Genomic DNA, 24,401 nt, shown 5'->3' with positions numbered 1-24,401 from the left:
CATGTATTAGGCACGCCGCCAGCGTTCGTCCTGAGCCAGGATCAAACTCTCCAATTAGGACGCTTACCGAAGTAAGCGCTTATAGAAAGAGCGATTGCTCATTTTGAAACATCTGACGAGAATTTACATTCTCAAGATGAGATTTCTAAAGCGTACAAGACGCTGTGAAATTCATCATTTTTGAAATCACCGAGGTGATTTCTGATACTCACTCGTTGTTCAGTTTTCAAAGATCAAGCTCGTTGTCGGCGGCGATGTTCTCGTCACCAGCAACTCTTATAATATATCACATCCAGCCGATCGATGCAAGCTCTTTTTTTAACTTCTTTTTCGAGCTTAGCCTCAATGTTTCGCGGCCAGAAATAGAATATACCATGGATAGAGATTCATTACAAGCATTATTTCAAGAAATATTAAAAGCTATGTCACTCCCCCTAGCCGGCGAATCAGCCGTTGGATGACATAGCTTTCTTTTTGAGCTCATGAGTAGGCTTAAGCAATAATCTCCTGGATATGCAGCTCCCGCTCATGGGCCAGATTCACGATTGTACCTTCTACCTGAACCATCGGCCTAGTAGGATGAGTACGGTCCGTAAAGATAATCTCCCCGTGGCGCCCGTCACTCAGACGTATCCGCGTTCCATTGTAGAGATCCGTTGTTTTCTGGATGAAGGTTTGTACAATAACCGGATCAAGCTTACCGAAGCTTTCCTTCTGAAGCTGCTCCAGCACCAGATAAGGCGACTGTGCCTTTCTATAGGCTTTGCCCAGGGTCATGGCATGGAAGATATCAGCCACCGCCACGATCTTAGCGTAGAAATGAATCTGTGTGCCATCCAGCCGGAGCGGATATCCAGATCCGTCTATCTTCTCATGATGCTGCAGGGCGGCAAGTCTGACTCCCTCGTTAATCGCGGTAACATTGCGCAGGAGCTGATATCCGTAGGTGGTATGCCGGCGTACTTCTTCAAGCTCACTGCCTGTCAGAGGAGTCGGTTTCTGCAGTAGCGCCTCATCCACCTTAATATTGCCTATATCATGCAGTAAGCCGGCGAAGGCGGCCTGCATCCAATCCTTCTGGGGATATCCGCACCACTGGGCAATTCGGTAGGACGTCAGAGCAGACAAGACGGCATTATGATAATTATATTCCTGATCCAGCAGGACACGCGGTGCAAACTTAAGAACATGATAATCCTTCAGATGGGTAATCAGTACCTCCAGCTGGCTCCGCAGTTCGAAGATAGGAAGGGCTGCAGCCGCCGCTGCCCGGTAGCTCTGCTTGATCAGCACCAGCATCTTCTCATATTCATCATGAAGCGGGGAATTGCTTTTGGCGAGTATGGACTCGTTAATTAAGCCTCCTGCCCGGGCCGCCTGCTGCTTCACCGCCGGTCTGGCTGGCTCCGCCGCCTTGTCTTCCCCCTGAGTGCCCTCAACCTCCACCTGTCCAATCAGAAAAGCCTGCAATATCTCTATATCCCGCGGGAGAATGATCTTTCCCTTACTGAATAACACCCCTCCAAGAGGAGTAATGACATCCTTAATAATCTTAGCCCCCGCTTGAATCTCTCCGACGGATATGTTCGGCATACGTTCAGCCCCTTTAGTTCGGTGACACCTGTAATGCTCTAAATTATACTCCAAAAAAAAGCACGGGTCTCTATAAATCAGAAACCCGTGCTCCCTATATCTGCTACTCCAGATCATCCTCTTGGTGATCGGTATTCACTTCTGCTTCAGGCAGGCCATTGTCGCCTTCGACCTCTACAGCCGGAGTCTGAGCTTCTTCGCCTTCAGCCAGCTCGGATAACTCATCTTCTTCTTTGTCTGCTCTGCACAGCGTAGCTACTGCATCATCCTCACGGATATTGATAAGCTTCACGCCCTGCGCATAACGGCCCATCGTAGAAATGCCGTCCATGCTGGTACGGATCAGGGTGCCGCTGGTCGTAATGATCATCAGGTCCTCGTCCCGCTTGACGACCTTCAGTCCGACAACCGGCCCGTTCTTATCCGTAAGGTTGATGGTCTTGATGCCCTTCCCGCCCCGCGTCTGGTAACGATAGTCACTGGCAGGCGTCCGCTTGCCGTAACCTTTGGAGGTTACGATCAGTACTTCAAGTTCCGGGTCCACACAGTCCATTCCAATGACATGGTCATTGTCATCCAGCGTGATGCCCTTCACCCCAGTAGCACTGCGGCCCATGGAGCGCACATCATTCTCCGAGAACGTAATCGACATGCCGCGAGCCGTACCGATAATCAGCTTCTGCTCTCCATCGGTCAGCTTGACTTCAATCAGGGAATCCTCCTCACGGAGGTTGATCGCGATCAGGCCGCCCTTGCGGATGTTATTATAATCTTCCAGAGGCGTCTTCTTCACAATCCCCTCGCGGGTAGCGAAGAACAGGTATTTGTCGCTGTCCGCTTCCTCTACCTGGATGACCGCACTGATCTTCTCCCCCTGCTCAATCTGAATCAGGTTAATGATCGGTGTTCCCCGTGCAGTGCGTCCAAGCTCCGGAATCTCGTAAGCCTTAATCCGGTAGACCTTGCCCTTATCGGTGAAGAACATCAGGTAATTATGGGAGTTACTCACGAAGAGATGCTCCACAAAATCCTGGTCCTTGGTGTCCATTCCCATCACACCGCGTCCGCCGCGCTTCTGGCTGCGGTAAGTACTTACCGGAAGCCGCTTGATGTAGCCGGTATGGGTAATAGTGATCACCACTTCTTCACGCGGGATCAGATCCTCGTCAAGAATACTCTCTTCCCCGACCGTAATCTCGGTCCGGCGGTCATCAGAGTACTTATCACGAATCTCCTGCAGCTCGTTGCTGATGATCTCCAGCACAAGATGCTCGTTCGCCAGAATCTCACGGTATTCCGCAATCTTGGCGAGCAATTCGTTATATTCGTTCTCAATCTTCTCGCGTTCCAGGCCGGTCAGGCGCTGCATCCGCATATCGAGGATCGCCTGGGCCTGCTCCACGCTCAGACTGAAGGTTTCGATCAGTCCTTCACGGGCAATATCGGTTGTGCGTGAGGCACGGATCAGGGCGATTACTTCATCCAGATGATCCAGTGCGATACGCAAGCCTTCCAGAATATGCGCCCGGGCCTCCGCTTTCTTCAGATCAAAGATCGTCCGGCGGCGGATTACCTCAATCTGATGCTGCAGGTAGTGATACAACACATCACGCAGGTTCAGAATCTTCGGCTCATTGTTAACGATGGCCAGCATGTTAATACCGAAAGTGGATTGCATCGCGGTATGCTTATAGAGATTGTTAAGCACAACGCTTGGATTTACATCGCGCCGCATTTCAATCACTACACGCATGCCCGTACGGTCCGATTCATCACGCAGATCGGTAATGCCTTCGATCCGTTTCTCACGCACCAGCTCCGCAATCTTCTCAACCAGCCTTGCTTTGTTCACCTGGTAAGGAAGCTCATGCACAATAATCCGTGCCTTGCCGTTATTCTCTTCAATCGTCGCTTTGGCGCGCATCGTTACCGATCCGCGTCCTGTACGGTAGGCCTGACGGATTCCTTCGCGGCCCAGAATATAACCGGCTGTCGGGAAGTCAGGACCCTGAATATATTCCATCAGCTCCATAGGTGTAATATCAGGATTCTTAATCATCGCCTGTACACCGTCAATAACCTCACCAAGGTTATGCGGAGGAATATTGGTCGCCATTCCCACCGCAATCCCGCCGACTCCATTGACAAGCAGGTTAGGATAACGGGCTGGCAATACTACAGGCTCGTTCTCTTCACCGTCATAGTTGGGAGCGAAATCAACCGTCTCTTTGTTCAGATCACGGAGCATTTCTCCGGCAATCTTAGATAGCCGCGCTTCGGTATAACGCATCGCTGCAGCCATATCTCCATCAATGGACCCGAAGTTACCGTGACCGTCTATGAGCATATAGCGCATGGAGAAATCCTGGGCCATACGCACCATGGTTTCATAGACCGCCGAGTCACCGTGAGGGTGGTATTTACCAATGACCTCGCCGACGATTCTCGCTGATTTTTTGTGAGGCTTATCCGAGGACATTCCAAGTTCCGACATTGCAAACAAAATGCGTCGGTGAACAGGCTTAAGTCCGTCCCGCACATCCGGCAAAGCCCGGCTAACAATGATGCTCATAGCGTAATCCATAAAGGATTCACGCATTTCAACGCCAATGTCCCGATCCCTGATTTGCGGGTTATTTTGTTCAGCCATGAGTTGGTGGACCTCCTTCAGTTAAAAACCGCTACCCTATATTATATTACTTTCACAAATCCAGCACAATTAAACATGATAGCCTGGTATCGTCAATATTGATATTTCTTTTAGCACCGATAAGGATATCCGCCCTTTCCGCTCGTGTCTTTAGTACATAGACTATAAAGACAAGAAGAAAGGATTTATGACCCTTTTTTCGTTCAAAAGACATGATCCCATATCCTTATATTATACCACTTATTCGCTTGCTTGTCCTGAAAAATCGCTATGCGTAAAGAAACGGAGGCTGATCATGAGGATTCAACGCGTGTCCAGCAAATGGGCCAAAACAAAAGTCATTCTGCAGAACCGTCAGCTCTCGGTCTTCATCCCGGAAACCCGCAAATACAGTCTTGAAGACCTGATGGAGCTTCTGGATATCTATGGAACGGTATATGTCAAGCCTGACCGCGGCACCTATGGCAGCGGGGTCATGAGAGTGGAGAGGCGGCTCGTCCATCTCAGCCCGAGTGAGCAGCCGCCCGATTACGGCTATACAGGAACAGAAGAAGACGACGGTGAGACCAAAGTGGCGGCAGTCCCCAAGCTGATGTATATTCTCCGCTATGCGAAGGATGCCGAGGTCTATAACACCCCGGAAGAGCTGGATGCTGCCCTATCGTCCCTGATAAAGGGGCGCGTGTACCTCATTCAGCAGGGTATTGACCTGCTTCAGCATCAGGGGCGGCCGTTCGACCTGCGGGTGCTTACCCAGAAGAACCTTCACGGTGCATGGGAGACTACAGGGCTGCTGGGACGGGTAGCCGCACCGCACAAGGTCATTACGAATTACCATAGCGGAGGCAGTATTGTTCCGGTGGAGGATCTGTTCCGACATCACATGGCCCCGGATGAAAGGACGGCAACCATCCAGCAGCTGAAGTCACTGGGGGTCCGGATCGGGGAGCAGCTGGAGACAGCCTATCCCGGTCTCAAAGAGCTCGGACTAGACGTGGCGATGGACCAGCACCATGATCTGTGGCTGCTTGAAGTGAACACCCTTCCGTCCATCATTGTCTTCAAGAAATTCCAGAACCCGTCGATCTACCGCAGAATCCAGCGCTACGCCATTGCCTACGGGCGTCTGAAAAGCAGCCGCGCTGCCCCGGGCAGCCGGCGTAGGACACGCTCATTCAAGCTATAGAAACAGCTGGTCAAGTGACTACTCAAAAAACCTCCGGCTTCCACCCTCAAGGGTTGAACCGGAGGTTCGTTATGAGCCTCTGAATTATATCAGCTTAGATATCAAGGTTCTTGACGGACTGCGCATGTTCCTGGATAAACTCGCGGCGCGGCTCGACATTATCGCCCATCAGGGTGTCGAAGATACTGTCTGCCAGCATGGCGTCCTCAATGGTCACCTGGAGCATGGTCCGGCTCTCAGGATCCATCGTCGTATCCCAGAGCTGCTCGGCATTCATCTCGCCAAGCCCTTTGTAGCGCTGAACGTTAACCTTCACATTCTCCCCGTAGGAGGCAATGATCTCATCCCGTTCCTTCTCGCTCTGCGCATAACGGACAACCTTATTGCGCTCGATCTTGAAGAGCGGCGGCTGGGCGATGTAGATAAAGCCGGCCTCGACAATCTTCCGCATGTAACGGTAGAAGAAGGTCAAGAGCAGCGTCCGGATATGGGCGCCGTCAACATCGGCATCAGTCATGATGACCACCTTGTGGTAACGGGCCTTCGAGAGGTCGAAGTCATCGCTGATCCCGGTACCGAGCGCTGTGATAATCGCCCGGATCTCGGCATTCGACAAGATCCGGTCCAGCCGGGCCTTCTCAACGTTCAGGATCTTACCCCGCAGCGGCAGGATCGCCTGGAAATGACGGTCACGGCCCTGCTTGGCTGATCCGCCGGCAGAGTCCCCTTCGACAATAAACAGCTCACTGAGCGACGCATCCTTGGAGGAGCAGTCCGCCAGCTTGCCCGGCAGGGCGCTGACTTCAAGCGCACTCTTGCGGCGGGTCAGCTCACGGGCCTTGCGGGCCGCTTCGCGGGCACGGGAAGCCTGCAGCGACTTCTCCAGCACCTTGCGTGAGACCGCCGGGTTCTCTTCCAGGAACTCCTGCAGCTTCTCGCCGAACAGGGATTCAACGACCCCGCGGACCTCACTGTTACCGAGCTTCGTCTTAGTCTGGCCCTCGAACTGCGGCTCAGGAATCTTGACCGATATAATCGCCGTCAGCCCTTCACGGACATCATCACCTGTGAGATTCTGGCTGCTGTCCTTAATTACGCCAGACTTGCGCGCGTAATCATTGATGATCCGCGTCAAGGCGCTCTTGAAGCCGGATTCATGCGTTCCGCCCTCATGGGTATTGATGTTATTGGCGAAGGAATAGATGTTCTCTGTGTACGAATCGTTATATTGCAGAGCCACTTCAACGGCAATCATATCCCGCGAGCCTTCCACGTAGATCGGTTCCTCATGAAGCGCTTCTTTTTTATCGTTAAGATATTTCACATACTCCACAATCCCGCCGTCATACTTGAATACATTATCAACGCCGGTCCGCTCATCCAGCAGGGACAGCTCAATGCCCTTGTTCAGGAAGGCCAGCTCACGGATGCGGGTAAGGAGGGTATTATATTCAAACACGGTCGTTTCGGTAAAAATCTCCGGGTCCGGGTGGAAGGTCGTAGTCGTACCGGTCTCCTCGGTATCCCCGATGATTCTGATATCATATTGCGGCACACCGCGTCTGTATTCCTGCTGATAGGCATGGCCGTCACGCTTAACGGTGACCACTACCTTCTCAGACAATGCGTTAACTACAGAGATCCCTACGCCATGAAGACCGCCGGACACCTTATAGCCCCCGCCGCCGAATTTGCCGCCCGCATGAAGAACCGTCATAACGACTTCCAGCGTGGATTTCTTCAGCTTAACATTCTCGCCGACAGGAATCCCCCGGCCGTTGTCAATGACAGTGATGCTGTTATCCTCATGAATCTTGACTTGAATCCGGTCGCAAAAACCTGCCAGCGCCTCGTCGATACTGTTATCGACAACCTCCCAGACCAGATGATGCAGGCCTTTGGAGCTGGTGGAGCCGATGTACATGCCGGGACGTTTCCGAACCGCTTCCAGCCCCTCCAGCACCTGAATCTGGCTCTCATCATATGTCGGTTGATTCATTGACATGCCTTCACCTACTTCTTTCAGATTATCTCCTGTAACTAGCACAGCACTATATTTCTAACAAGATTTTGGCTCTTTTTTTGAGAGTGGAGGAGGAGATCGGGGAGTAGTAGACTGTATTCCTGGTCACGACAATAGACTTCGCTTCCTCTTCACCAATGCGCTCCAGCTTCCTGTCCTGCTGGGAATGAGTCATGAATTGCTTCGATACCTTGGAGGATTTCTCAATGGATATATCAAAGATAGCAATCAGCTCTGAGGACCGAATAATTTTTTCTCCGCCCAAATGAATATACATGGTCTTCCTCCGCTCTTTATAGCTCCACTTTGCCGCCATGAACATGATACAGGACCGCACCCTTTAATTTGTCAGCATTCAGGCCCTCTACACCGGTGGCGGTGATGAAGGTCTGGACCTTGCTCTGGAAGGTTTCGATCAGTTGGGTCTGACGGTAGGGATCAAGCTCGGACAGGACATCATCAAGAAGCAGCACAGGATATTCTCCGATCTCCTCATGGATCAGTTCAATTTCCGCCAGCTTGAGCGATAAAGCTGCCGTACGCTGCTGTCCCTGGGAACCGTAGACCTGAGCTTCTCTTCCGTTGATAAAAAAGGACAGGTCATCCCGATGGGGACCCGTCAGCGTCATGCCGCGCCTGATTTCCTGATCTCTTGTTTGTGATAACTTTAACATAAATTTGTCCAATAAGACAGCTTCATCTTCCTCTTCACGGTCACCAAACGAGGGGACATAGAGCAGCTTCAGCTCTTCTCCGCCATTTGTTATGCCCCTGTGGATGCTTTCGGCCCATAATTGGAGCTTCTTTATGAATTGTTTCCTTTTTTTGACGATTTTAACACCATGCTCAACAAGTTGGGTATCCCAGATGTCCAGAAGCTCCCGGCCCTTGCCCTCTTTGCCCCATAGCTGCTTCAGCAGATTGCCCCGCTGGAGCAGAATCTTCTGGTACTGCTGCAGATGGAACAGATAGCTGGGCTGAACCTGGCCGATCTCCATATCCAGGAACCGGCGCCGGATGCCCGGCGTTCCCTTGACGATCTCCAGATCCTCCGGGGCAAACATCACCACATTCAGCGAACCGATGAATTCACTTAGCCGCCGCTGCTCCAGTCCGTTGATTTTGGCTTTCTTGCCCTGGGGCGACAAGGTCAGCTCCAGCTTCAGGTCTCCGTATTTCCGCTCCACCTCGGCGACAATCTGGGCCGAGCCGGCCGGGGCATCGAAGGAGATCAGCTCCTTGTCCTTCGAGGTCCGGTGGCTTTTGGTCATGGCCAGGACAAACAAAGCCTCCATGAGATTGGTTTTGCCCTGGGCATTCTGGCCGAGAATGAGATTCACCTCGCCCAGTTGCTCAAGACGCAGCAGCCCATAGTTGCGGTAATCGTGCAGACCGATATTTTTGACAAACAAGAGCCTGTTCCTCCTTAGGGTTACTCCTCCTTGACGCCGCCGCCTTCAACTTCAAATACACCGTTATCCTGTACCTCTATCTTATCACCAGGGTATAACTTTCGGCCACGGCGTTCTTCAATCTCCCCGTTTACCTGCACATGCCCTTCCTGCAGCAGCGCCTTGGCCATCCCGCCTGTAGATACACAATCAGCGAGCTTCAGGAACTGGTCCAGCTTAATATATCCACTGTGGATAACTATTTTTTTCATGTTTTTGATCCTTTCCACCACTTATCCACAGAGCATGGATGGGGCGTTAATTGGTTGTCCGGTAAGGCAAAATAACATACAGACTGCGGCTTTCGTCCAGCGGCCGGAGGATAATCGGGCTCATCATGCCGGTGAAGGCAATGACGAGCTGCTCACTCTCAACCACCTTCAGCACATCAAGCATGTACTTCGAGTTGAAGGAGATCCGCAGCGGTTCGCCTTTGAAATCGATCACTTCCAGCTCTTCACGCACCTTACCCAGCTCCGATGAGCTGGATGAAATCTCGACATCACCGTTCTCCAGCGTCTGCATCCGGACGATATTGGTTTTCTCTTCGCGGGAGAGCAGATAAGCACGGTCAATTGACTCGCTGAGTTTTTTGGTGTCGAGTGTTAGTTCTGTTTTGTAGGTTGTCGGAATAATCCTAGAAGTATCAGGATAAATACCGTCCAGGATCCGGGAATAGAACAGCACCTTGTCGATCTTAAAGAGCACCTGGTTGTCGGCTACGACAATATCCACCAGCATATTCTGGTCGGGAATAATCTTGCTCAGCTCGTTCAGCGTTTTGCCGGCGATGACAATATTCGCAAACTGGATATTCTCTGTCCCCTCCAGATGTGCAGCCCGTGTCGCCAGGCGGTGGCGGTCGGTAGCTGTGAATTTGAATTCATTATCGGTCAGATTCCACAGAATACCGGTCAGAATCGGAGTGGTCTCCTGGGTGGATATGGAGAAAGCGGTTTGTTTGATCATATTCTTCAGCAGATCGCCCGGCAGTGAGATGGTCTCATTCTCCTCAATGCTTGGCAGAACCGGGAATTCTTCAGGATCAAGACCCACAATCTGAATCTCTGTCGAACCGGAGGAGATATAGGTCTGGAAGCCTTCCTTGACTTCCATGTGAATTTCTTTGGAGGGAAGCTTCTTGATAATCTCGACAAAAAATTTGGCTGGAAGCACAACACTGCCCGGACGCTCGACATTCACAATGGTCTGGCTGTCATTCTCCGCAGGAATGAAGGATTGAATGGAAATATCTGTGTCGCTTGCTGTCAGGGTCACTCCCTGGTGGCTGACCTCGAACTTGATACCGGTCAGAATTGGAATGGTCGTTCTGCTGGAGATGGCTTTGGAGACATGGCTTATAGATTCGTTTAGTTCATTTTTGAGAATGCTGATTTTCATAATTTCACTCCTAGCTGAAAAGTTGGGGAAACGGATGATCGTAATTCCTCTCTGAACGCTGCGCTTAGAAGAAGAATGTTTATAGTTATTTAATAGTATTAGTAGTAGGGGCTCCGTTTATGTGGATAAGTCGCCGGGCAGCATAAAATTAAGCCTATCCACATGTGTATAGATTGTGCATAGGCTCTGTATTCCTCTTAGGAAGGATTTTTAATTTTCTCTGATAGATTGTTTACCACCTTGTACAACTCCTGGTCTGCCTTTAATTGCTGTGTAATCTTCTCGTGGGCATGGATAACAGTTGTATGGTCCCGGCCCCCGAAGGCCTCACCGATCTTGGGCAGCGAATAATCGGTCAGCTCACGGGAGAGATACATGGCAATCTGTCTGGGAAAAGCAACGGCCTTCGTACGCTTCCGCGCCTTAAAGTCCTCCATGCGCAAATTGTAGTATTCGCCGACCTTCTGCTGAATGTCGCCGATGGTAATCATCTTCGGACGGCTGGAAGGAATGATATCCTTCAGCGCTTCGGCGGCCAGATGGGTGGTTACATCCTGATTGGTCAAGGAAGAATAAGCCACTACCCGGATCAGCGCCCCCTCCAGCTCCCGGATGTTCGTATCGATCTGATTGGCGATATACATCATCGCTTCATTCGGAATATCAAGGTTCTCCGCCTTCGCCTTCTTACGGAGAATGGCGATCCGTGTCTCCAGATCAGGCGGCTGGATATCGGTAATCAGCCCCCATTCAAACCGGGACCGCAGCCGTTCCTCCAGGGTGGGGATCTCTTTGGGAGGCCGGTCGCTTGAGATGATAATCTGTTTGCGTTCTTCATGCAGCGCATTGAATGTATGGAAAAATTCCTCCTGCGTTGACTCTTTGCCGGCCAGGAATTGAATGTCGTCTATCAGCAAAATGTCAACATTGCGGTACTTGTTGCGGAAGCTCTCGCCGCGGTTGTCACGGATGGAGTTGATGAACTCGTTCGTGAACTTCTCGGACGAGATGTAGATCACCTTGTTATTAGGGTTATGCTCCAGCACATAATGGCCGATCGCATGCATGAGGTGAGTCTTACCGAGACCTACGCCTCCGTACAGAAATAGCGGGTTATAAGCTTTGGCCGGCGCTTCGGCAACAGCCAGTGAGGCTGCATGGGCGAAGCGGTTGCCCGAACCGATGACGAATGTATCAAACGTGTACTTGGGATTGAGCAAATGCGTCTGTGCTTCTTCGCGTGAAACGGCGGGAGAGGGCGCTGTCTGTTGAACAACAGGCTCAGAGGGCTTGTTCTCTTCAATTACAAATTTGACTTCAACCTGCTGTCCGGTGACCTCATAGACTGTGGCTCCCACCAGCTTGGTGTAGCGGCTTTCCAGCCATTCTACGGCAAAGGTTGTTGGCGCCGAGATGATCAGGGCCTGGGGGCTGAATGATTGGGCTTTGGTGGCCTTGAACCAGGTATCGAAGCTCGGCTTGCTTAGTTTGGTTTGAATAATCGATAATATTTGCTGCCATAATTCGGAAGTATGGCTGTCCACAGACTGTCACTCCTTTAAATCTTCCAAATGTGGCGTCAGCCATGAAGTGGAAATGTCGAAGAAAATGGGTTAGTGCTGAATCTTATCCCCAGTACGCAAGATAAAGAAACAAAAAAATATGGATAGATTTGATTTGTTCACAACTTTATCCACAGCTTGTTGATAATATATTGAACAAATAAATCTATTCACATTCAAAAGTAATACCATCATAGCAAAAGCCCCCTTGTTTTTCAATGAGCCGCGTTATTTTATCCACAAATTCAATCACTTGTGTATAATTTTTAAGAACACCACTACATATTGTTGATAATTTGTTCACCGTTCGACAACTTCCGCCAAACCTTCGATATTTTTATACACAGGTTGTTCCCGGCTGTGAGCAAACGACGGTTTTTTTAATCACAGGTGGATAACCGTCTAGGGTTGTGGATTATTTTTTTTCAAAAGAGGAAGGAAGAGATACGGTTGACTTTTGACGCAAGTTTGTGTTTAAATATATAAAGGTGTTTTCTGTGAGGATATGTCTCCAACTGAAATCAATAATACTTGTAGATACTGTCCCTACTTAAGGACGGCTAGTTCCGTTTCTGCTTATATGACAGTAAAATAAGTTCCTGTAAGGGAGGTGCAATACATGAGACCGACGTTCAAACCGAATGTGAGCAAACGCAAGAAGGTACATGGTTTCCGCAAAAGAATGAGCACGAAAAACGGCCGTAAAGTGCTGGCAGCCCGCCGCTTGAAAGGCAGAAAAGTTTTGAGTGCGTAAGTTAGGCCACTTAAGGACCACTGCTGTGGTCCTTTTTTACTCTTTAATATTTTCTCTTCTATATATAGCGCAGAACCGGATGCCCCTCTAGCGGGGCTTTTTTTGAATATATGAATCAGCGGGTGCCGCTCCAGGCTATAATGGCCCTGCTGTTTATGGCATCCCCTGAATGACAATACTAATCAAGAATGAAATGCCGGTGACCGGGACAAGGTCCGGTATTCGAACAGGAGATTCCCGTGCACAAAAGTTTACGATTACGAAATCGTGCTGACTTCAGCCGCGTATACCGCCATGGAAAGTCATTTGCGAATCATCAATATGTAGTGTATTGGTTCCCGCGCAGAGAGGTAGAACGGTTCCGGGTGGGCATATCCGTCAGCAAGAAGGTCGGGAATGCCGTAGTCCGCAACCGGATGAGACGGCTGGTCAAGGAGATTGTCCGCCATCATGAGCCGGAGATTGCAGGTCATTTCGACATCGTGTTCATCGTCAGAAAGGGAGCGCTTTCGAAGGATTACGCCGAGCTCGAGAAAAGTGTGCTGCATGTGCTTCGCAAAGCCAAGCTGCTCAAGGCTTCACGCAAGTAAACAGGCCGCAAGAGGGCTTGTTTATTTGTATCCATAATTATGTTATGATTTACGGTGCAGTGGAATGTTTATGAGAGGGGTTTTGAAGTGTCTCTAATGAAGACTAAGCGGGGAAAAATGTTTCTTCTCCTCGGGTTAATGGTTCTAATGATCGCTGTTCTGTCGGGGTGCTCTCCGACAACATCAGTGACGCACACTACGGAGGATTTGAAAAATGGAGGCTTCTGGCAGAGTAATGTTGTCTATTATTTCGCCATTGCCCTGGATACTTTCGCCAAATGGTTTAACGGCCAATACGGCTTCGCCGTTCTTGTAATGGTGATTATCGTCCGTACACTGATTCTGCCGCTGACGATCAAGCAGGTGAAGAGCTCGCGTGCCATGCAGGCAATCCAGCCGGAGCTGGAGAAAATTAAGAAAAAATATAAAGATGAGCCTGAGAAGGTACAGCAGGAAACGATGCGGCTGTTCCAGGAGAACAAGGTTAATCCGATGGCAGGCTGTCTGCCGCTGATCGTGCAAATGCCAATCTTTATCGCCCTATACAATTCAATCTACTATAACCCGGATCTCAGACTGCATGACTTCTTGTGGCTGCAGCTCGGCAAGCCCGACCACCTGTTCATTCTGCCGGTCCTGGCTGCCGCAACCACCTTCATTCAGACACGCATGATGACCAAGATGAACCCGGTACAACAGCAGGGTCCAATGCAGTTCATGATGATGGTCTATCCGGTTCTGATCTTCATCATGTCCTACAACTTCCCGGCTGCTCTGCCTCTGTACTGGGTATACAGCAATATTTACACCATTGTCCAGAACTACTTCCTCTATCGCAACAATGATAAGCACAAGGCGGCCCTCGTTGCTGCGAATGCTGCCGCCTCTAACAACAAGGCGAAGGAAGTCAATCTGAACAAGAGCAAGAACAGCAACACCAGCGCCCGCAAAGATGTTACTCCTGCTGCAAAAGGCAACGCCAGCAAAGGGAAGAAGGGGGTCAAAAAGTCAAAATGAGCAAAGTCGTCGCGACAGGGAAAACCATTGAAGAAGCTGTAGAACGGGGACTTAATCAGCTTGGGGTTCACAAGGACCGGGTAACGGTCAACGTACTTGAACAGCCGTCAAAAGGATTCCTTGGATTGATCGGTGCGAAGGGAGCCAAGGTCGAATTAACCTTGATTCCAGAAGCCGCACCGGCATCAGCGGCGAGTGCTCCGCTACTGTCTCAGCAGTCAGCCAGAGAGAGCAAACCAGAGGCTACCGGCGGTGTACCGCGCCAGGATTCCGGACAACAGATGGAAGAAGCTTATCAAGAGGCTGTACACTTCATTGTAAATGTCGCCAAGAGCATGGGGCTTACGGTGGACGTTGAAATCGTGCATACCAAGGAATCAGCCGTTCTGCAGATTTCCGGTCCGGATCTCGGGCTGCTGATCGGCCGAAGAGGCCAGACTCTGGATGCGTTGCAATACTTGGCTAATATTGTTGCCAACCGTTATTCGGACAGCTTCATCAGGCTTGTGCTTGATGCGGAGAATTTCCGTGAACGCCGCAAGAAGACGCTGGAGGAGCTGGCTGACCGTCTCGCAGGACGTGTGGTCAGGACCCGCAAAGAGGTTGTCCTCGAGCCCATGTCCCCGCAGGAACGCAAGATTATCCATTCCCGGCTGCAGGATCACCGCCAGGTGAACACGCTCAGCCGGGGAGAGGAACCGAACCGGCGCGTTGTTATAACGCTTAAGTAGAACTACATGCTGCAATGACTCCTTGACCAATGCGAGGGGTCATTGTTTTTTTGAAATACTCATAAATTAATAGTAAGAAGAGGTGAATAACAACATGCTTAGTGACACCATTGCCGCTGTATCGACAGCTCTGGGAGAGGGCGGAATTGCCATCATCCGGGTGAGCGGACCGCAGGCGATATTCCAGGTGGCTCCCCTGTTCAGAAGCCGTATCCCTCTGACGGAGGTTGAATCCCATACTGTACATTACGGACATATTGTCAGTCCGCTGGATGGGGAGAGGCTGGAGGAAGTGCTGGTCACCGTCATGAAGGGACCGCGTTCCTTCACAACTGAGGATGTGGTGGAGATCAGTGCCCATGGCGGCATCATCTCGGTACGAAGAGTGATGGACCTGCTGCTGCAGCAGGAGATCCGGCTGGCCGAGCCGGGAGAGTTCACCAAGCGTGCTTTCTTAGGCGGACGGATCGATCTGTCTCAGGCAGAGGCGGTCATCGATCTGATCCGCTCCAAGTCAGACCGGGCCTTTTCTGTTGCCCTCAAGCAGGTCAGCGGCTCGCTGTCCGCGAAGATTCATGCGCTTCGTCATACCCTGATCGAGACCCTGGCTCATATCGAAGTGAACATTGACTATCCTGAGCATGATGTGGAGTCGCTGACAGCAGATTTCATTAAGAGCAAGAGCCGGGAAGTCATGGACGGCATTGACCAGCTGCTCCGGACAGCGAATGAAGGCAAAATTCTGCGTGAAGGTATTACGACAGCGATTGTAGGGCGGCCCAATGTTGGCAAGTCCTCACTGCTTAATGCCCTGGCCCGCGACAACAAGGCGATTGTAACCGATATTCCGGGGACGACGCGTGATGTAATCGAAGAGTATGTTACGATTAATAATATTCCGCTGAAGCTGCTGGACACCGCCGGCATCCGGGAGACGATGGATGTGGTGGAGAGAATCGGAGTGGAGCGCTCCAAGGCAGCGTTCGGTGATGCCGATCTGATTCTGCTGGTGCTGAATGCCAGTGAAGAGCTGCATGAAGATGAACTGGCACTGATGGAACAAATCCACGGTAGACAAGCGCTGGTCATCATGAATAAAATGGACTTACCGTCCCGGCTGGACAAGGACAGACTGCGCTCCTTTTTCGATGAAGCGAGTATTGTGCCGATGTCCGTGCTGGAGGAGGAAGGGCTCGATAAGCTGGAGGAGGCGATTTCGCAGCTCTTTTTCGAGGGCAAGCTGGAGTCTGCCGATCTGACTTACGTCAGTAATGTAAGACATATCGCCTTGCTGAAGAAGGCGCATAAGTCACTGCAGGATGCCTATGAAGCAGCGGAGATGCTGATTCCTATAGATATGATTCAAATTGATGTACGACTGGCCTGGGAGCAGCTGGGGGAGATTGTCGGGGATACGGCTGCGGATTCGCTGCTGGACCAGATTTTCTCGCAATTCTGCTTGGGCAAATAAAGGGAGGGATAACGGTTATGAATTATGATGGAGGCAGCTATGATGTTATCGTCATTGGTGCCGGACATGCCGGCTGTGAGGCGGCGCTGGCTGCTGCACGTATGGGCTGCCGCACACTGATGATTACGATTAACCTGGATATGGTGGCCTTCATGCCATGTAATCCTTCGATTGGCGGACCGGCCAAAGGCCATGTGGTACGTGAAATCGATGCGCTCGGCGGTGAAATGGGCCGCAATATTGACAAGACCTTCATTCAGCTGCGGATGTTGAATACAGGGAAAGGGCCGGCTGTCCACGCACTGCGTGCCCAGGCTGACAAGTTCCTCTATCAGCATACCATGAAAGAGACGATGGAGAAGACAGCGAATTTGACGCTGCGCCAGGGTATGGTAGAGGAGCTGATCGTAGAAGACGGACGCTGTGCCGGGGTTGTTACCAAGACCGGAACTGTCTATCGCAGCAAGACTGTGATTCTCACAACCGGAACCTATCTGCGCGGCAAAGTGATTATGGGTGAGCTGACCTATGAGAGCGGGCCGAACAATCAGCAGCCGTCCGTGAAGCTGTCGGAGAATCTGCGTGAGCTGGGCTTCGAGCTGGTCCGGTTCAAGACTGGTACACCGCCGCGGGTGCATAGAGATACGATTGATTTCTCCAAAACGGAGATTCAGCCGGGCGATGAGAAGCTTAAGTTCTTCTCTTACGAAACCAAATCATCTGATAATGAGCAGCTGCCGTGCTGGCTGACTTACACATCTGCGGATACCCACCAGATCATTAATGACAACCTGCACCGGGCACCGATGTTCACCGGTATTATTGAAGGAACCGGGCCGCGCTACTGCCCATCAATTGAAGATAAGATCGTCCGGTTCAGCGATAAATCGCAGCATCAGATTTTCCTGGAGCCGGAAGGTAAAAACACATCGGAATACTATGTACAAGGTCTGTCCACAAGCCTGCCAGAGGATGTTCAGCTGGCGATGCTCCGCTCGATTCCCGGGATGGAGAAGGTGGAGATGATGCGAAACGGGTATGCGATCGAGTATGATGCGATGGTGCCAACCCAGCTCTGGCCTTCCCTCGAGACCAAACGTCTGCCGGGGCTGTTCACCGCCGGGCAGATTAACGGCACCTCCGGTTACGAGGAAGCGGCAGGACAGGGGATCATCGCGGGAATCAATGCTGCCCGTAAGGTGCAGGAGAAGGAGCCGGTCGTGCTGGACCGTTCACAGGGGTATATCGGTGTGCTGATTGATGACCTGGTTACAAAAGGAACGAATGAGCCTTACCGGCTGCTGACCTCGCGTGCGGAATACCGCCTGCTGCTCCGCCATGATAATGCTGATCTCCGGCTGACGCCGATCGGCCATGAGATTGGGCTGATTACTGAGGCTAGGTACGAGGCTTTCCTTGATAAAAAAGCGCGGGTAGAACAGGAGATTACCCGTCTGCAGGAGACGAAGGTCAAGCCGGTTCAAGTGAACGAAGTGCTCGCAGAATATGGTTCTGCGCCCATTGCAGACGGAAGTAATCTGCTGACCCTCATGCGGCGGCCGGAGGTGGCTTACAGCTTCGTAGACCGGATATCACCGGCTCCAGTGGAGCTGGATGAAGAGATGAAGGAACAGGTCGAGATTCAGATCAAATATGCCGGGTATATTGAGAAACAGCTGTTGCATGTTGAGAAGCTGCAGAAGATGGAGAAGAAGAAGATTCCTGAGGATATCAACTATAATGAGATTCACGGACTGGCGATGGAGGCCCGGCAAAAGCTGACCAAGATCGCGCCGATCTCGATCGGCCAGGCTTCGCGAATCGCGGGTGTCACCCCGGCGGATATTTCCATTCTGTTGGTGTATCTGGAGCATTACAACCGTGTTACCGCGGCGAAAGGATAATCTATGGATACAATAGCAGCTGAGTTCTCAGCCTCTCTCCAGGAGCATGGAATACAGCTTACCCCGGAGCAGCTGGAACAATTTGAGTTATATTTCCGGGAGCTTGTCTCCTGGAATGAGAAGATGAATCTTACGGGTATCACAGAACGGAGCCAAGTGTATACGAAGCATTTCTATGACTCGTTATCCTTGGCGTTCTACCTCAAGATGGGGGAGATTAAGACGCTGGCTGACATTGGCTCCGGGGCAGGGTTCCCAGGCATTCCGCTGAAAATATGCTTCCCGCATCTGAAGCTGACGATTGTCGATTCCCTCAGCAAGCGGATTACCTTCCTGCAGCATGTGGTTGACACATTGGGACTAACCGGTGTGGAGCTCATTCATGGACGGGCAGAGGATGTAGCCAGACAATTTGCCCACCGTGATGCTTATGAGGTAGTTACTGCCCGGGCCGTGGCCCGTTTATCACTGCTTAATGAATTTTGTCTGCCGTTCACCCGCAAGGATGGAATCTTCATTGCGATGAAGGGCAGTGACCCGGCTGAGGAATTAGCGGAGGCAGGGCGCAGCTTCAAGGAACTGCGTGCGGAGCTGGACCGGGTGGAGTCCTTCAGCCTCCCGGTGGAAGATTCTTCAAGACATATTATTCTGGTCCGCAAGACAGGAGCAACACCAGCCAAGTACCCGCGTAAGCCAGGTGTGCCTGCCAAGTCGCCGCTAATCTGAATGTTTCACGTGAAACAAATTATGGATAGTTAAGGTTTGAAATTTAAGATCAAGCTCAAGGTATAAACCTGGGCTTGATCTTTCTTTTTTTGACAGGATAGGACTTCTCCTTAGGGTGAAATGCAGGAAAAATAGGTCGTGATGGAGAATAGGATTATTAGCAGAAAAGTGATAGAATACTATAGTAAGGCTTTTATGGATATAAGATGATTGCTAGGAATGATAATGGATTCTATTCCTGCGCTGTACGATAGGCTTTTCGCATGAAAGGTTAAGAGGATCGTACTATAACGAAATTAGGTGGTTATGAACGGAATGAAAGAACAATTCACCAAGCTTTTTGGATTTACGGAGCGGAGCAGCGGAGAAGAGATCAAACAAATCCCGGTTCATGAGGTCATTAGCAGTCCATATCAGCCACGGACGATTTTTGATGACGAGAAGATAGATGAGTTATGCCAGACTATCAAAACTCATGGAGTTATCCAGCCGATCGTTGTGCGTATGCGTGATTCCCAGTACGAGATTATTGCAGGTGAAAGACGCTGGCGGGCGGTTAAGAAGCTAGGCTTAGATACCATTCCAGCGCTTGTCCGCGAATTCAATGACTCCCAGGCAGCATCGATTGCTCTAATCGAGAATTTGCAACGCGAAGGCTTAACCTCTATTGAAGAAGCTATTGCTTACCAGAAGCTGATTGATCTGCATCAATTGACGCAGGAGAGCCTGGCGCAACGGCTGGGCAAGAGCCAGTCTACCATTGCCAACAAGATCCGCTTACTGAATCTTCCGGAGCAGATTAAGACGGCATTGATGGAGAGGAAGATCACGGAGCGTCATGCACGTTCGCTGCTCTCGCTGGACAGTGAAGAGATGCAGCTGAAGCTGCTGGCGGAGATTATCGCCAAAGAGTTGAACGTGAAGCAGACCGAAGCACGCATTGCCTTCTACAAAGCCGCTGCTCAGACCAAAAAATCCAAACGAACATCATATACTAAGGATGTCCGTCTCGCACTCAATACAATTCGTCACTCCATAGATATGGTAACCGGCTCGGGAATGGAGATTAAGACCTCCGAGAATGACCGCGGAGATCATTATGAGATTGTAATACAAATTCCCAAAAGATAGAAGGCAACAAAAGCTGAAGGCGGCCCTGAGGTGTTGGCCGCTTTTTCTATGACTAACTCCGGATGTTATCACACATACACTTAAGGATAAGCTGATGCATATTTGTTCTCTATTTCCGCAAATGTGATGCCCCGTATATCCAGATGATTATGCCGTCTAACAGCATGAACTACAAGATGATTCTTTCTAAACAATTCGAGGTGAACTAAGTGTCTAAGATTATTGCCATAGCAAATCAAAAAGGCGGTGTCGGCAAAACAACAACCTCTGTGAACCTGGGGGCCAGCATGGCAACTTTGGGCAAGAGGGTGTTGCTTGTAGACATAGACCCGCAAGGCAACACCACCAGCGGCGTTGGCGTCAACAAAGCGGATGTAGCAAATTGCATTTATGATATTCTTATTAATGAGGCGGAGCCGCAGGATACGATACTGGAGACTCAGATCGAAGGCCTTCATATCATTCCGGCTACGATTCAACTCGCAGGTGCTGAGATTGAATTGGTCTCAACGATATCCAGAGAACTGAAGCTGAAGAAGGCGCTCAACGCGGTTAAGGTGAACTATGATTACATTATCATTGATTGCCCGCCATCGCTGGGCATTCTTACCATTAACTCGCTGACCGCAGCTGACTCCGTGATCATTCCGATTCAATGCGAATATTATGCGCTTGAAGGATTAAGTCAGCTGCTGAATACGGTAAGACTGGTGCAAAAGAACCTCAATCCGCATCTCAAAATTGAGGGCGTATTGCTCACAATGCTGGATGCCCGGACGAACCTTGGGATTCAGGTTATTGAAGAAGTGAAGAAATATTTCCAGGAAAAGGTATACAAAACAATTATCCCGCGGAATGTGCGTCTGAGTGAGGCCCCTTCACATGGTCAATCGATTATCACCTATGATTCCCGTTCCAAAGGGGCGGAAGTATATTTAGAGCTGGCAAAGGAAGTGATTTCTTATGAGTAAGCGTTTGGGCAAAGGCTTGGATGCATTAATACCTTCTCTATCGATTAATGAAGACGATAAGGTCGTAGAAATCCCATTGTCACAGCTACGCGCCAATCCTTATCAACCGCGTAAAGACTTCAATGAAGAGGCAATCCAGGAATTGGCTGAATCTATAAGACAGCATGGGGTCATTCAGCCGATCATTGTCCGCAGTGTGTTGAAAGGGTATGAGATCATCGCAGGGGAACGCCGGTTCCGGGCTTCCCAATATTGCGGCAAAGCTACGATTCCTGCAGTAGTCCGAAGTCTTAGCGATCAGCAGGTAATGGAAATTGCCCTGATTGAGAACCTGCAGCGTGAGAATCTTAACGCGATGGAGATTGCAGTTGCCTATCAGGGGCTAATGGATCAGTTCTCACTGACCCAGGAGGAGCTGTCGCTGAAGGTCGGTAAATCAAGATCGCATATTGCTAACTTCCTGCGGCTGCTGAGTCTGCCGGAAGAAGTGAAAGATTATGTTTCACGTGGAACAATTTCTATGGGGCATGCCCGGGCAATCGTGGGCCTTAAAGATCCGGAAATTATCAAACAATTAGCTGCACAATGCGTCGAGCTGCAATGGAGTGTAAGAGAGCTGGAAGAGGTTGTGAAGAACCTTGACCGTAAACCGGCAAATGGAATTAAGGCAAAGGTTGTAAAGCGTGATCCGTACATTGATAATGTTGAAGAAGTATTGCGCGAGCGGTTCAAGACAACAGTCAGAATCAAGCAGGGTAAGGAAAAGGGGAAAATCGAATTGAATTATTACAGTGCCCAAGACCTGGAAAGATTGCTGGAGCTGCTGGGCAACTGATTTGGATATTTGTGCCGAAAACATATCCTGAGATATCCTGAATACGGATATGGAGGGGTATGTTTTTTAAACGAAAAAAATGGAGGGTGGAAGATGGAGGGACTGGTATATCTGGATCATGCAGCAACTTCCTGGCCTAAGCCTCCAGCGGTTGCGGCTGCGATGATGGAGGCTCTGCAGCAGTCAGGTGCCAACGCCGGGCGTGGTAATCATTCATTGGCCATCGGAACAGGGCGGGTGCTGGTTCGTGCACGGGCGATGCTGGCCGAGCTGTTCGGCGTAGCAAATGCACAGGATATTGCCTTCACCCATAATACGACCATGGGGCTAAATATGGCTATTAAGGGTACACTTCAACGAGGGGATCATGTGATCTCTACGATGACTGAACATAACTCTGTGCGCCGCCCGCTGGAATATCTGCGCCGGACGATGGAGATTGAAGTGGATTATGTACGGGTGGATCAGCAGGGGGAGTTGAATCTGGTTGAGCTTAAGGGCATGATGCGGCCGAATACCCGGATGGTAATCTGCAATCACAGCTCCAATCTGCTCGGCAGTATTCTTCCGGTTGGAGAAATTGGTGATATCGCAAAATCACATGGAGCGGTATTTCTGGTCGATGCTGCTCAGAGTGCAGGGTCACTGCCGATAGATGTAACTGCTATGAACATTGATCTGCTGGCTTTTCCGGGGCATAAAGGTCTGCTCGGTCCGCAGGGGACAGGGGGGCTGTACATTTCGCCGCATCTGGACCTGGAGCCGCTCATGCATGGAGGGACCGGCAGTCAATCGGAAAATAGTGATCAGCCCAGTGTACGGCCGGACCGATATGAAGCGGGCACGCAGAATGCAGTCGGTATTGCCGGGCTTCTGGCGGGCGTGAAGGCGGTTAAGGCGCTGGGCATCGAACAGATTCACCGGCAGGAATGGGAGCTGACGCAGTTATTGATGGAAGGCTTGGCAATGATTCCATCCATCCGTATTCTTGGTCCCGCGGCTGGCGCTCAGCGCAGCGGGATTGTGGCTTTTGTAGCGGAAGGACAAGATTCGGCGAGTATTGCCTACCGCTTGGACCGGCAATATCAGATTGCCGTCCGTGCCGGGATGCATTGCACCCCGCTCGCGCATCAAGCTGTTGATACCTTGAAGAGCGGGGCGGTAAGGGCCAGTGTCGGAGTAAGCTCAACAGAAGAGGATGTTCATAAACTGCTGTATGCCATGACGGATATGCTCGGCGCATCACGTACAAGATAAACATAAAGGGTGATTCAACATGTCGGAACTTAATGAAATAATACTAGAGCAAATCTCATTGTTCGTGATGGGACTGACCGGGTTAATACTTCTAATGGCTATTCTTATGATGGTCCAGGGGGCTAAGCTGCGCAAAATGCGCCGGAAATATGAAGCGATGATGAGCGGGAATGGTGTGGAGGATCTGGAGACGCTGCTGGTCAATCTGAAGAATCAGGGGGATATGCTGGAGGAAGGGCAGCTTGAGCAGAAGGAACTGATTGAGGCTGCACATGCCAGAATGCGCGGGATGAAATCGAAGGTAGCTATGAAGCGTTATAATGCCTTCGGTGAGCGCGGCAATGACCTGAGCTTCTCGCTTGCCATTCTGGATGACAACCATAACGGAATTGTGCTGAGCAGTCTGCACAACCGCGAGAGCTCTTACATCTATGCCAAGCCGCTTGAAAAGGGAGAATCCTCTTATGCGCTGTCCCCGGAGGAAAAAGAGGTTATTGCTCTCGCGTTGCAGCAGATCTAGCATGGAGATTCCATTGCTTCAAGGCGGAGTAGAGGCTGGAGGAGATGATATCCGACAGCTTCATCACCAGACTTAACCGGGTGTTCTGCAAAACAAAGTACTCCATGAAGCCGCCGACATTCACGATGCCGGTCAAATGGATATCACCTACCGGCGGAAGCTGCTTATTGACGCCTGCGCCCGGACGCAGCGGGCCGTCGACGACCTGAATGCAGCCGACACTAGTGGACTGGCCCAGGCAGGCATCGATTCCGATGATGAACGGATCGGAATGCTTTTCATAGACAAGGGAGAGGGTCTCCTCCAGATTAATGGCATGTACCGGCTCGTCCAGCGTTCCGTAGAGATGGAATAACGGACTGTGGAAACGGGCGAGTGTAGTGCCGACCAGCGGACCGAGCGAATCGCCGGTAGAACGGTCTGTACCGACACAGATAATCACAACCGGTGTATCCGGGCGGGTGCGCGAGAAGTGGAACAGCAGCCTGTGTGTAATGGCAGAATAGATATTCGGATCTGTATATGATATTTTTAAACAGGATGGTTCTTTCAGAGATGAGGCTTTAGTGGAGAGATTCATATCATCGTCCTTTCTGGGGGGAGCCGTCTCAGTGTGTTCTGATGATCC

General features: G+C 50.7%; 22 protein-coding genes. 13 read left to right on the top strand and 9 right to left on the bottom strand.

What is annotated here, in order from left to right; all coding sequences use genetic code 11:
* Window positions 1-492 precede the first annotated feature (492 nt).
* Both K1558_RS24380 and gyrA read right to left on the bottom strand, forming a co-directional pair.
* Entirely contained in the window at window positions 493-1,593 is a 1,101-nt protein-coding gene (locus K1558_RS24380; RefSeq protein ID WP_238654557.1) for an HD-GYP domain-containing protein, read from the bottom strand.
* A gap of 103 nt (window positions 1,594-1,696) precedes the next feature.
* Window positions 1,697-4,243 carry a DNA gyrase subunit A gene (gene gyrA / locus K1558_RS24375; protein WP_238654556.1) on the bottom strand — a complete coding sequence of 849 codons (2,547 nt, stop codon included), beginning with the start codon at window positions 4,241-4,243 and terminating at the stop codon, window positions 1,697-1,699.
* Between the two features lie 295 nt (window positions 4,244-4,538).
* Here gyrA and K1558_RS24370 point away from each other — a divergent pair, with 295 nt between their 5' ends.
* The gene (locus K1558_RS24370; protein ID WP_238654555.1) at window positions 4,539-5,429 is read left to right on the top strand and encodes a YheC/YheD family protein; all 891 of its coding nucleotides are present in this window, start codon (window positions 4,539-4,541) and stop codon (window positions 5,427-5,429) included.
* A gap of 94 nt (window positions 5,430-5,523) precedes the next feature.
* Here the strand turns inward: K1558_RS24370 and gyrB are convergent, their stop codons facing one another.
* From gyrB to dnaA, 6 genes are all read right to left on the bottom strand, one after another.
* Complete coding sequence (gyrB, locus tag K1558_RS24365) at window positions 5,524-7,434, bottom strand: DNA topoisomerase (ATP-hydrolyzing) subunit B (protein ID WP_238654554.1); 1,911 nt, start codon at window positions 7,432-7,434, stop codon at window positions 5,524-5,526.
* 46 nt (window positions 7,435-7,480) lie between these two features.
* Complete coding sequence (gene remB, locus K1558_RS24360; RefSeq protein ID WP_238654553.1) at window positions 7,481-7,729, bottom strand: extracellular matrix regulator RemB; 249 nt, start codon at window positions 7,727-7,729, stop codon at window positions 7,481-7,483.
* A gap of 16 nt (window positions 7,730-7,745) precedes the next feature.
* Window positions 7,746-8,864 carry a DNA replication/repair protein RecF gene (gene recF / locus K1558_RS24355; protein ID WP_238654552.1) on the bottom strand — a complete coding sequence of 373 codons (1,119 nt, stop codon included), beginning with the start codon at window positions 8,862-8,864 and terminating at the stop codon, window positions 7,746-7,748.
* Between the two features lie 20 nt (window positions 8,865-8,884).
* The gene (gene yaaA, locus K1558_RS24350) at window positions 8,885-9,115 is read right to left on the bottom strand and encodes a S4 domain-containing protein YaaA (protein WP_238654551.1); all 231 of its coding nucleotides are present in this window, start codon (window positions 9,113-9,115) and stop codon (window positions 8,885-8,887) included.
* A 46-nt stretch (window positions 9,116-9,161) separates the two neighbouring features.
* Complete coding sequence (dnaN, locus tag K1558_RS24345) at window positions 9,162-10,304, bottom strand: DNA polymerase III subunit beta (RefSeq protein WP_238654550.1); 1,143 nt, start codon at window positions 10,302-10,304, stop codon at window positions 9,162-9,164.
* Between the two features lie 197 nt (window positions 10,305-10,501).
* On the bottom strand, window positions 10,502-11,848 hold the full coding sequence (dnaA, locus tag K1558_RS24340; RefSeq protein ID WP_238654549.1) for a chromosomal replication initiator protein DnaA: 1,347 nt from the start codon (window positions 11,846-11,848) through the stop codon (window positions 10,502-10,504).
* Between the two features lie 637 nt (window positions 11,849-12,485).
* On the opposite strand from dnaA, the gene rpmH reads away from it, so the two are divergent.
* The 12 genes from rpmH to K1558_RS24280 all read left to right on the top strand — a co-directional run bounded on the left by rpmH (window position 12,486) and on the right by K1558_RS24280 (window position 23,773).
* Entirely contained in the window at window positions 12,486-12,620 is a 135-nt protein-coding gene (gene rpmH / locus K1558_RS24335) for a 50S ribosomal protein L34 (protein WP_019914530.1), read from the top strand.
* A gap of 239 nt (window positions 12,621-12,859) precedes the next feature.
* A complete protein-coding gene (gene rnpA, locus K1558_RS24330; protein WP_238654548.1) occupies window positions 12,860-13,210 on the top strand; it encodes a ribonuclease P protein component in 351 nt (116 codons plus the stop codon).
* A gap of 87 nt (window positions 13,211-13,297) precedes the next feature.
* Window positions 13,298-14,227 carry a YidC/Oxa1 family membrane protein insertase gene (locus K1558_RS24325; protein WP_238654546.1) on the top strand — a complete coding sequence of 310 codons (930 nt, stop codon included), beginning with the start codon at window positions 13,298-13,300 and terminating at the stop codon, window positions 14,225-14,227.
* Complete coding sequence (jag, locus tag K1558_RS24320) at window positions 14,224-14,958, top strand: RNA-binding cell elongation regulator Jag/EloR (protein ID WP_238654545.1); 735 nt, start codon at window positions 14,224-14,226, stop codon at window positions 14,956-14,958. The genes K1558_RS24325 and jag overlap by 4 nt, the downstream gene beginning before the upstream one ends.
* Before the next feature lie 94 nt (window positions 14,959-15,052).
* Entirely contained in the window at window positions 15,053-16,429 is a 1,377-nt protein-coding gene (gene mnmE / locus K1558_RS24315; protein ID WP_238654543.1) for a tRNA uridine-5-carboxymethylaminomethyl(34) synthesis GTPase MnmE, read from the top strand.
* Window positions 16,430-16,446: 17 nt separating this feature from the next.
* Window positions 16,447-18,333 carry a tRNA uridine-5-carboxymethylaminomethyl(34) synthesis enzyme MnmG gene (gene mnmG, locus K1558_RS24310; RefSeq protein ID WP_238654542.1) on the top strand — a complete coding sequence of 629 codons (1,887 nt, stop codon included), beginning with the start codon at window positions 16,447-16,449 and terminating at the stop codon, window positions 18,331-18,333.
* Window positions 18,334-18,336: 3 nt separating this feature from the next.
* A complete protein-coding gene (rsmG, locus tag K1558_RS24305; RefSeq protein ID WP_238654541.1) occupies window positions 18,337-19,059 on the top strand; it encodes a 16S rRNA (guanine(527)-N(7))-methyltransferase RsmG in 723 nt (240 codons plus the stop codon).
* Between the two features lie 315 nt (window positions 19,060-19,374).
* Window positions 19,375-20,190: a nucleoid occlusion protein gene (gene noc / locus K1558_RS24300; RefSeq protein ID WP_238654540.1), complete on the top strand. Its 816-nt coding sequence runs from the start codon at window positions 19,375-19,377 to the stop codon at window positions 20,188-20,190.
* 209 nt (window positions 20,191-20,399) lie between these two features.
* Complete coding sequence (locus K1558_RS24295; protein ID WP_238654539.1) at window positions 20,400-21,161, top strand: ParA family protein; 762 nt, start codon at window positions 20,400-20,402, stop codon at window positions 21,159-21,161.
* Window positions 21,154-21,996, top strand: a complete 843-nt coding sequence (locus tag K1558_RS24290) for a ParB/RepB/Spo0J family partition protein (protein WP_238654537.1) — start codon at window positions 21,154-21,156, stop codon at window positions 21,994-21,996. The genes K1558_RS24295 and K1558_RS24290 overlap by 8 nt, the downstream gene beginning before the upstream one ends.
* Window positions 21,997-22,089: 93 nt before the next feature.
* The gene (locus K1558_RS24285; protein WP_238654535.1) at window positions 22,090-23,253 is read left to right on the top strand and encodes an aminotransferase class V-fold PLP-dependent enzyme; all 1,164 of its coding nucleotides are present in this window, start codon (window positions 22,090-22,092) and stop codon (window positions 23,251-23,253) included.
* Window positions 23,254-23,272: 19 nt separating this feature from the next.
* On the top strand, window positions 23,273-23,773 hold the full coding sequence (locus K1558_RS24280; protein WP_238654533.1) for a DUF4446 family protein: 501 nt from the start codon (window positions 23,273-23,275) through the stop codon (window positions 23,771-23,773).
* On the opposite strand, the gene yyaC is transcribed toward K1558_RS24280, so the two are convergent.
* Complete coding sequence (gene yyaC / locus K1558_RS24275) at window positions 23,745-24,353, bottom strand: spore protease YyaC (RefSeq protein WP_238654531.1); 609 nt, start codon at window positions 24,351-24,353, stop codon at window positions 23,745-23,747. The two genes, K1558_RS24280 and yyaC, sit on opposite strands and share 29 nt — an antisense overlap.
* Window positions 24,354-24,401: the final 48 nt, after the last annotated feature.

Source organism: Paenibacillus piscarius (assembly GCF_022234545.1).
GTDB classification, from domain to species: Bacteria; Bacillota; Bacilli; order Paenibacillales; family Paenibacillaceae; genus Paenibacillus_AQ; species Paenibacillus_AQ piscarius.
Note: the sequence above shows the minus strand (reverse complement) of the source record. Positions and strands in the feature narration are given on the sequence as shown.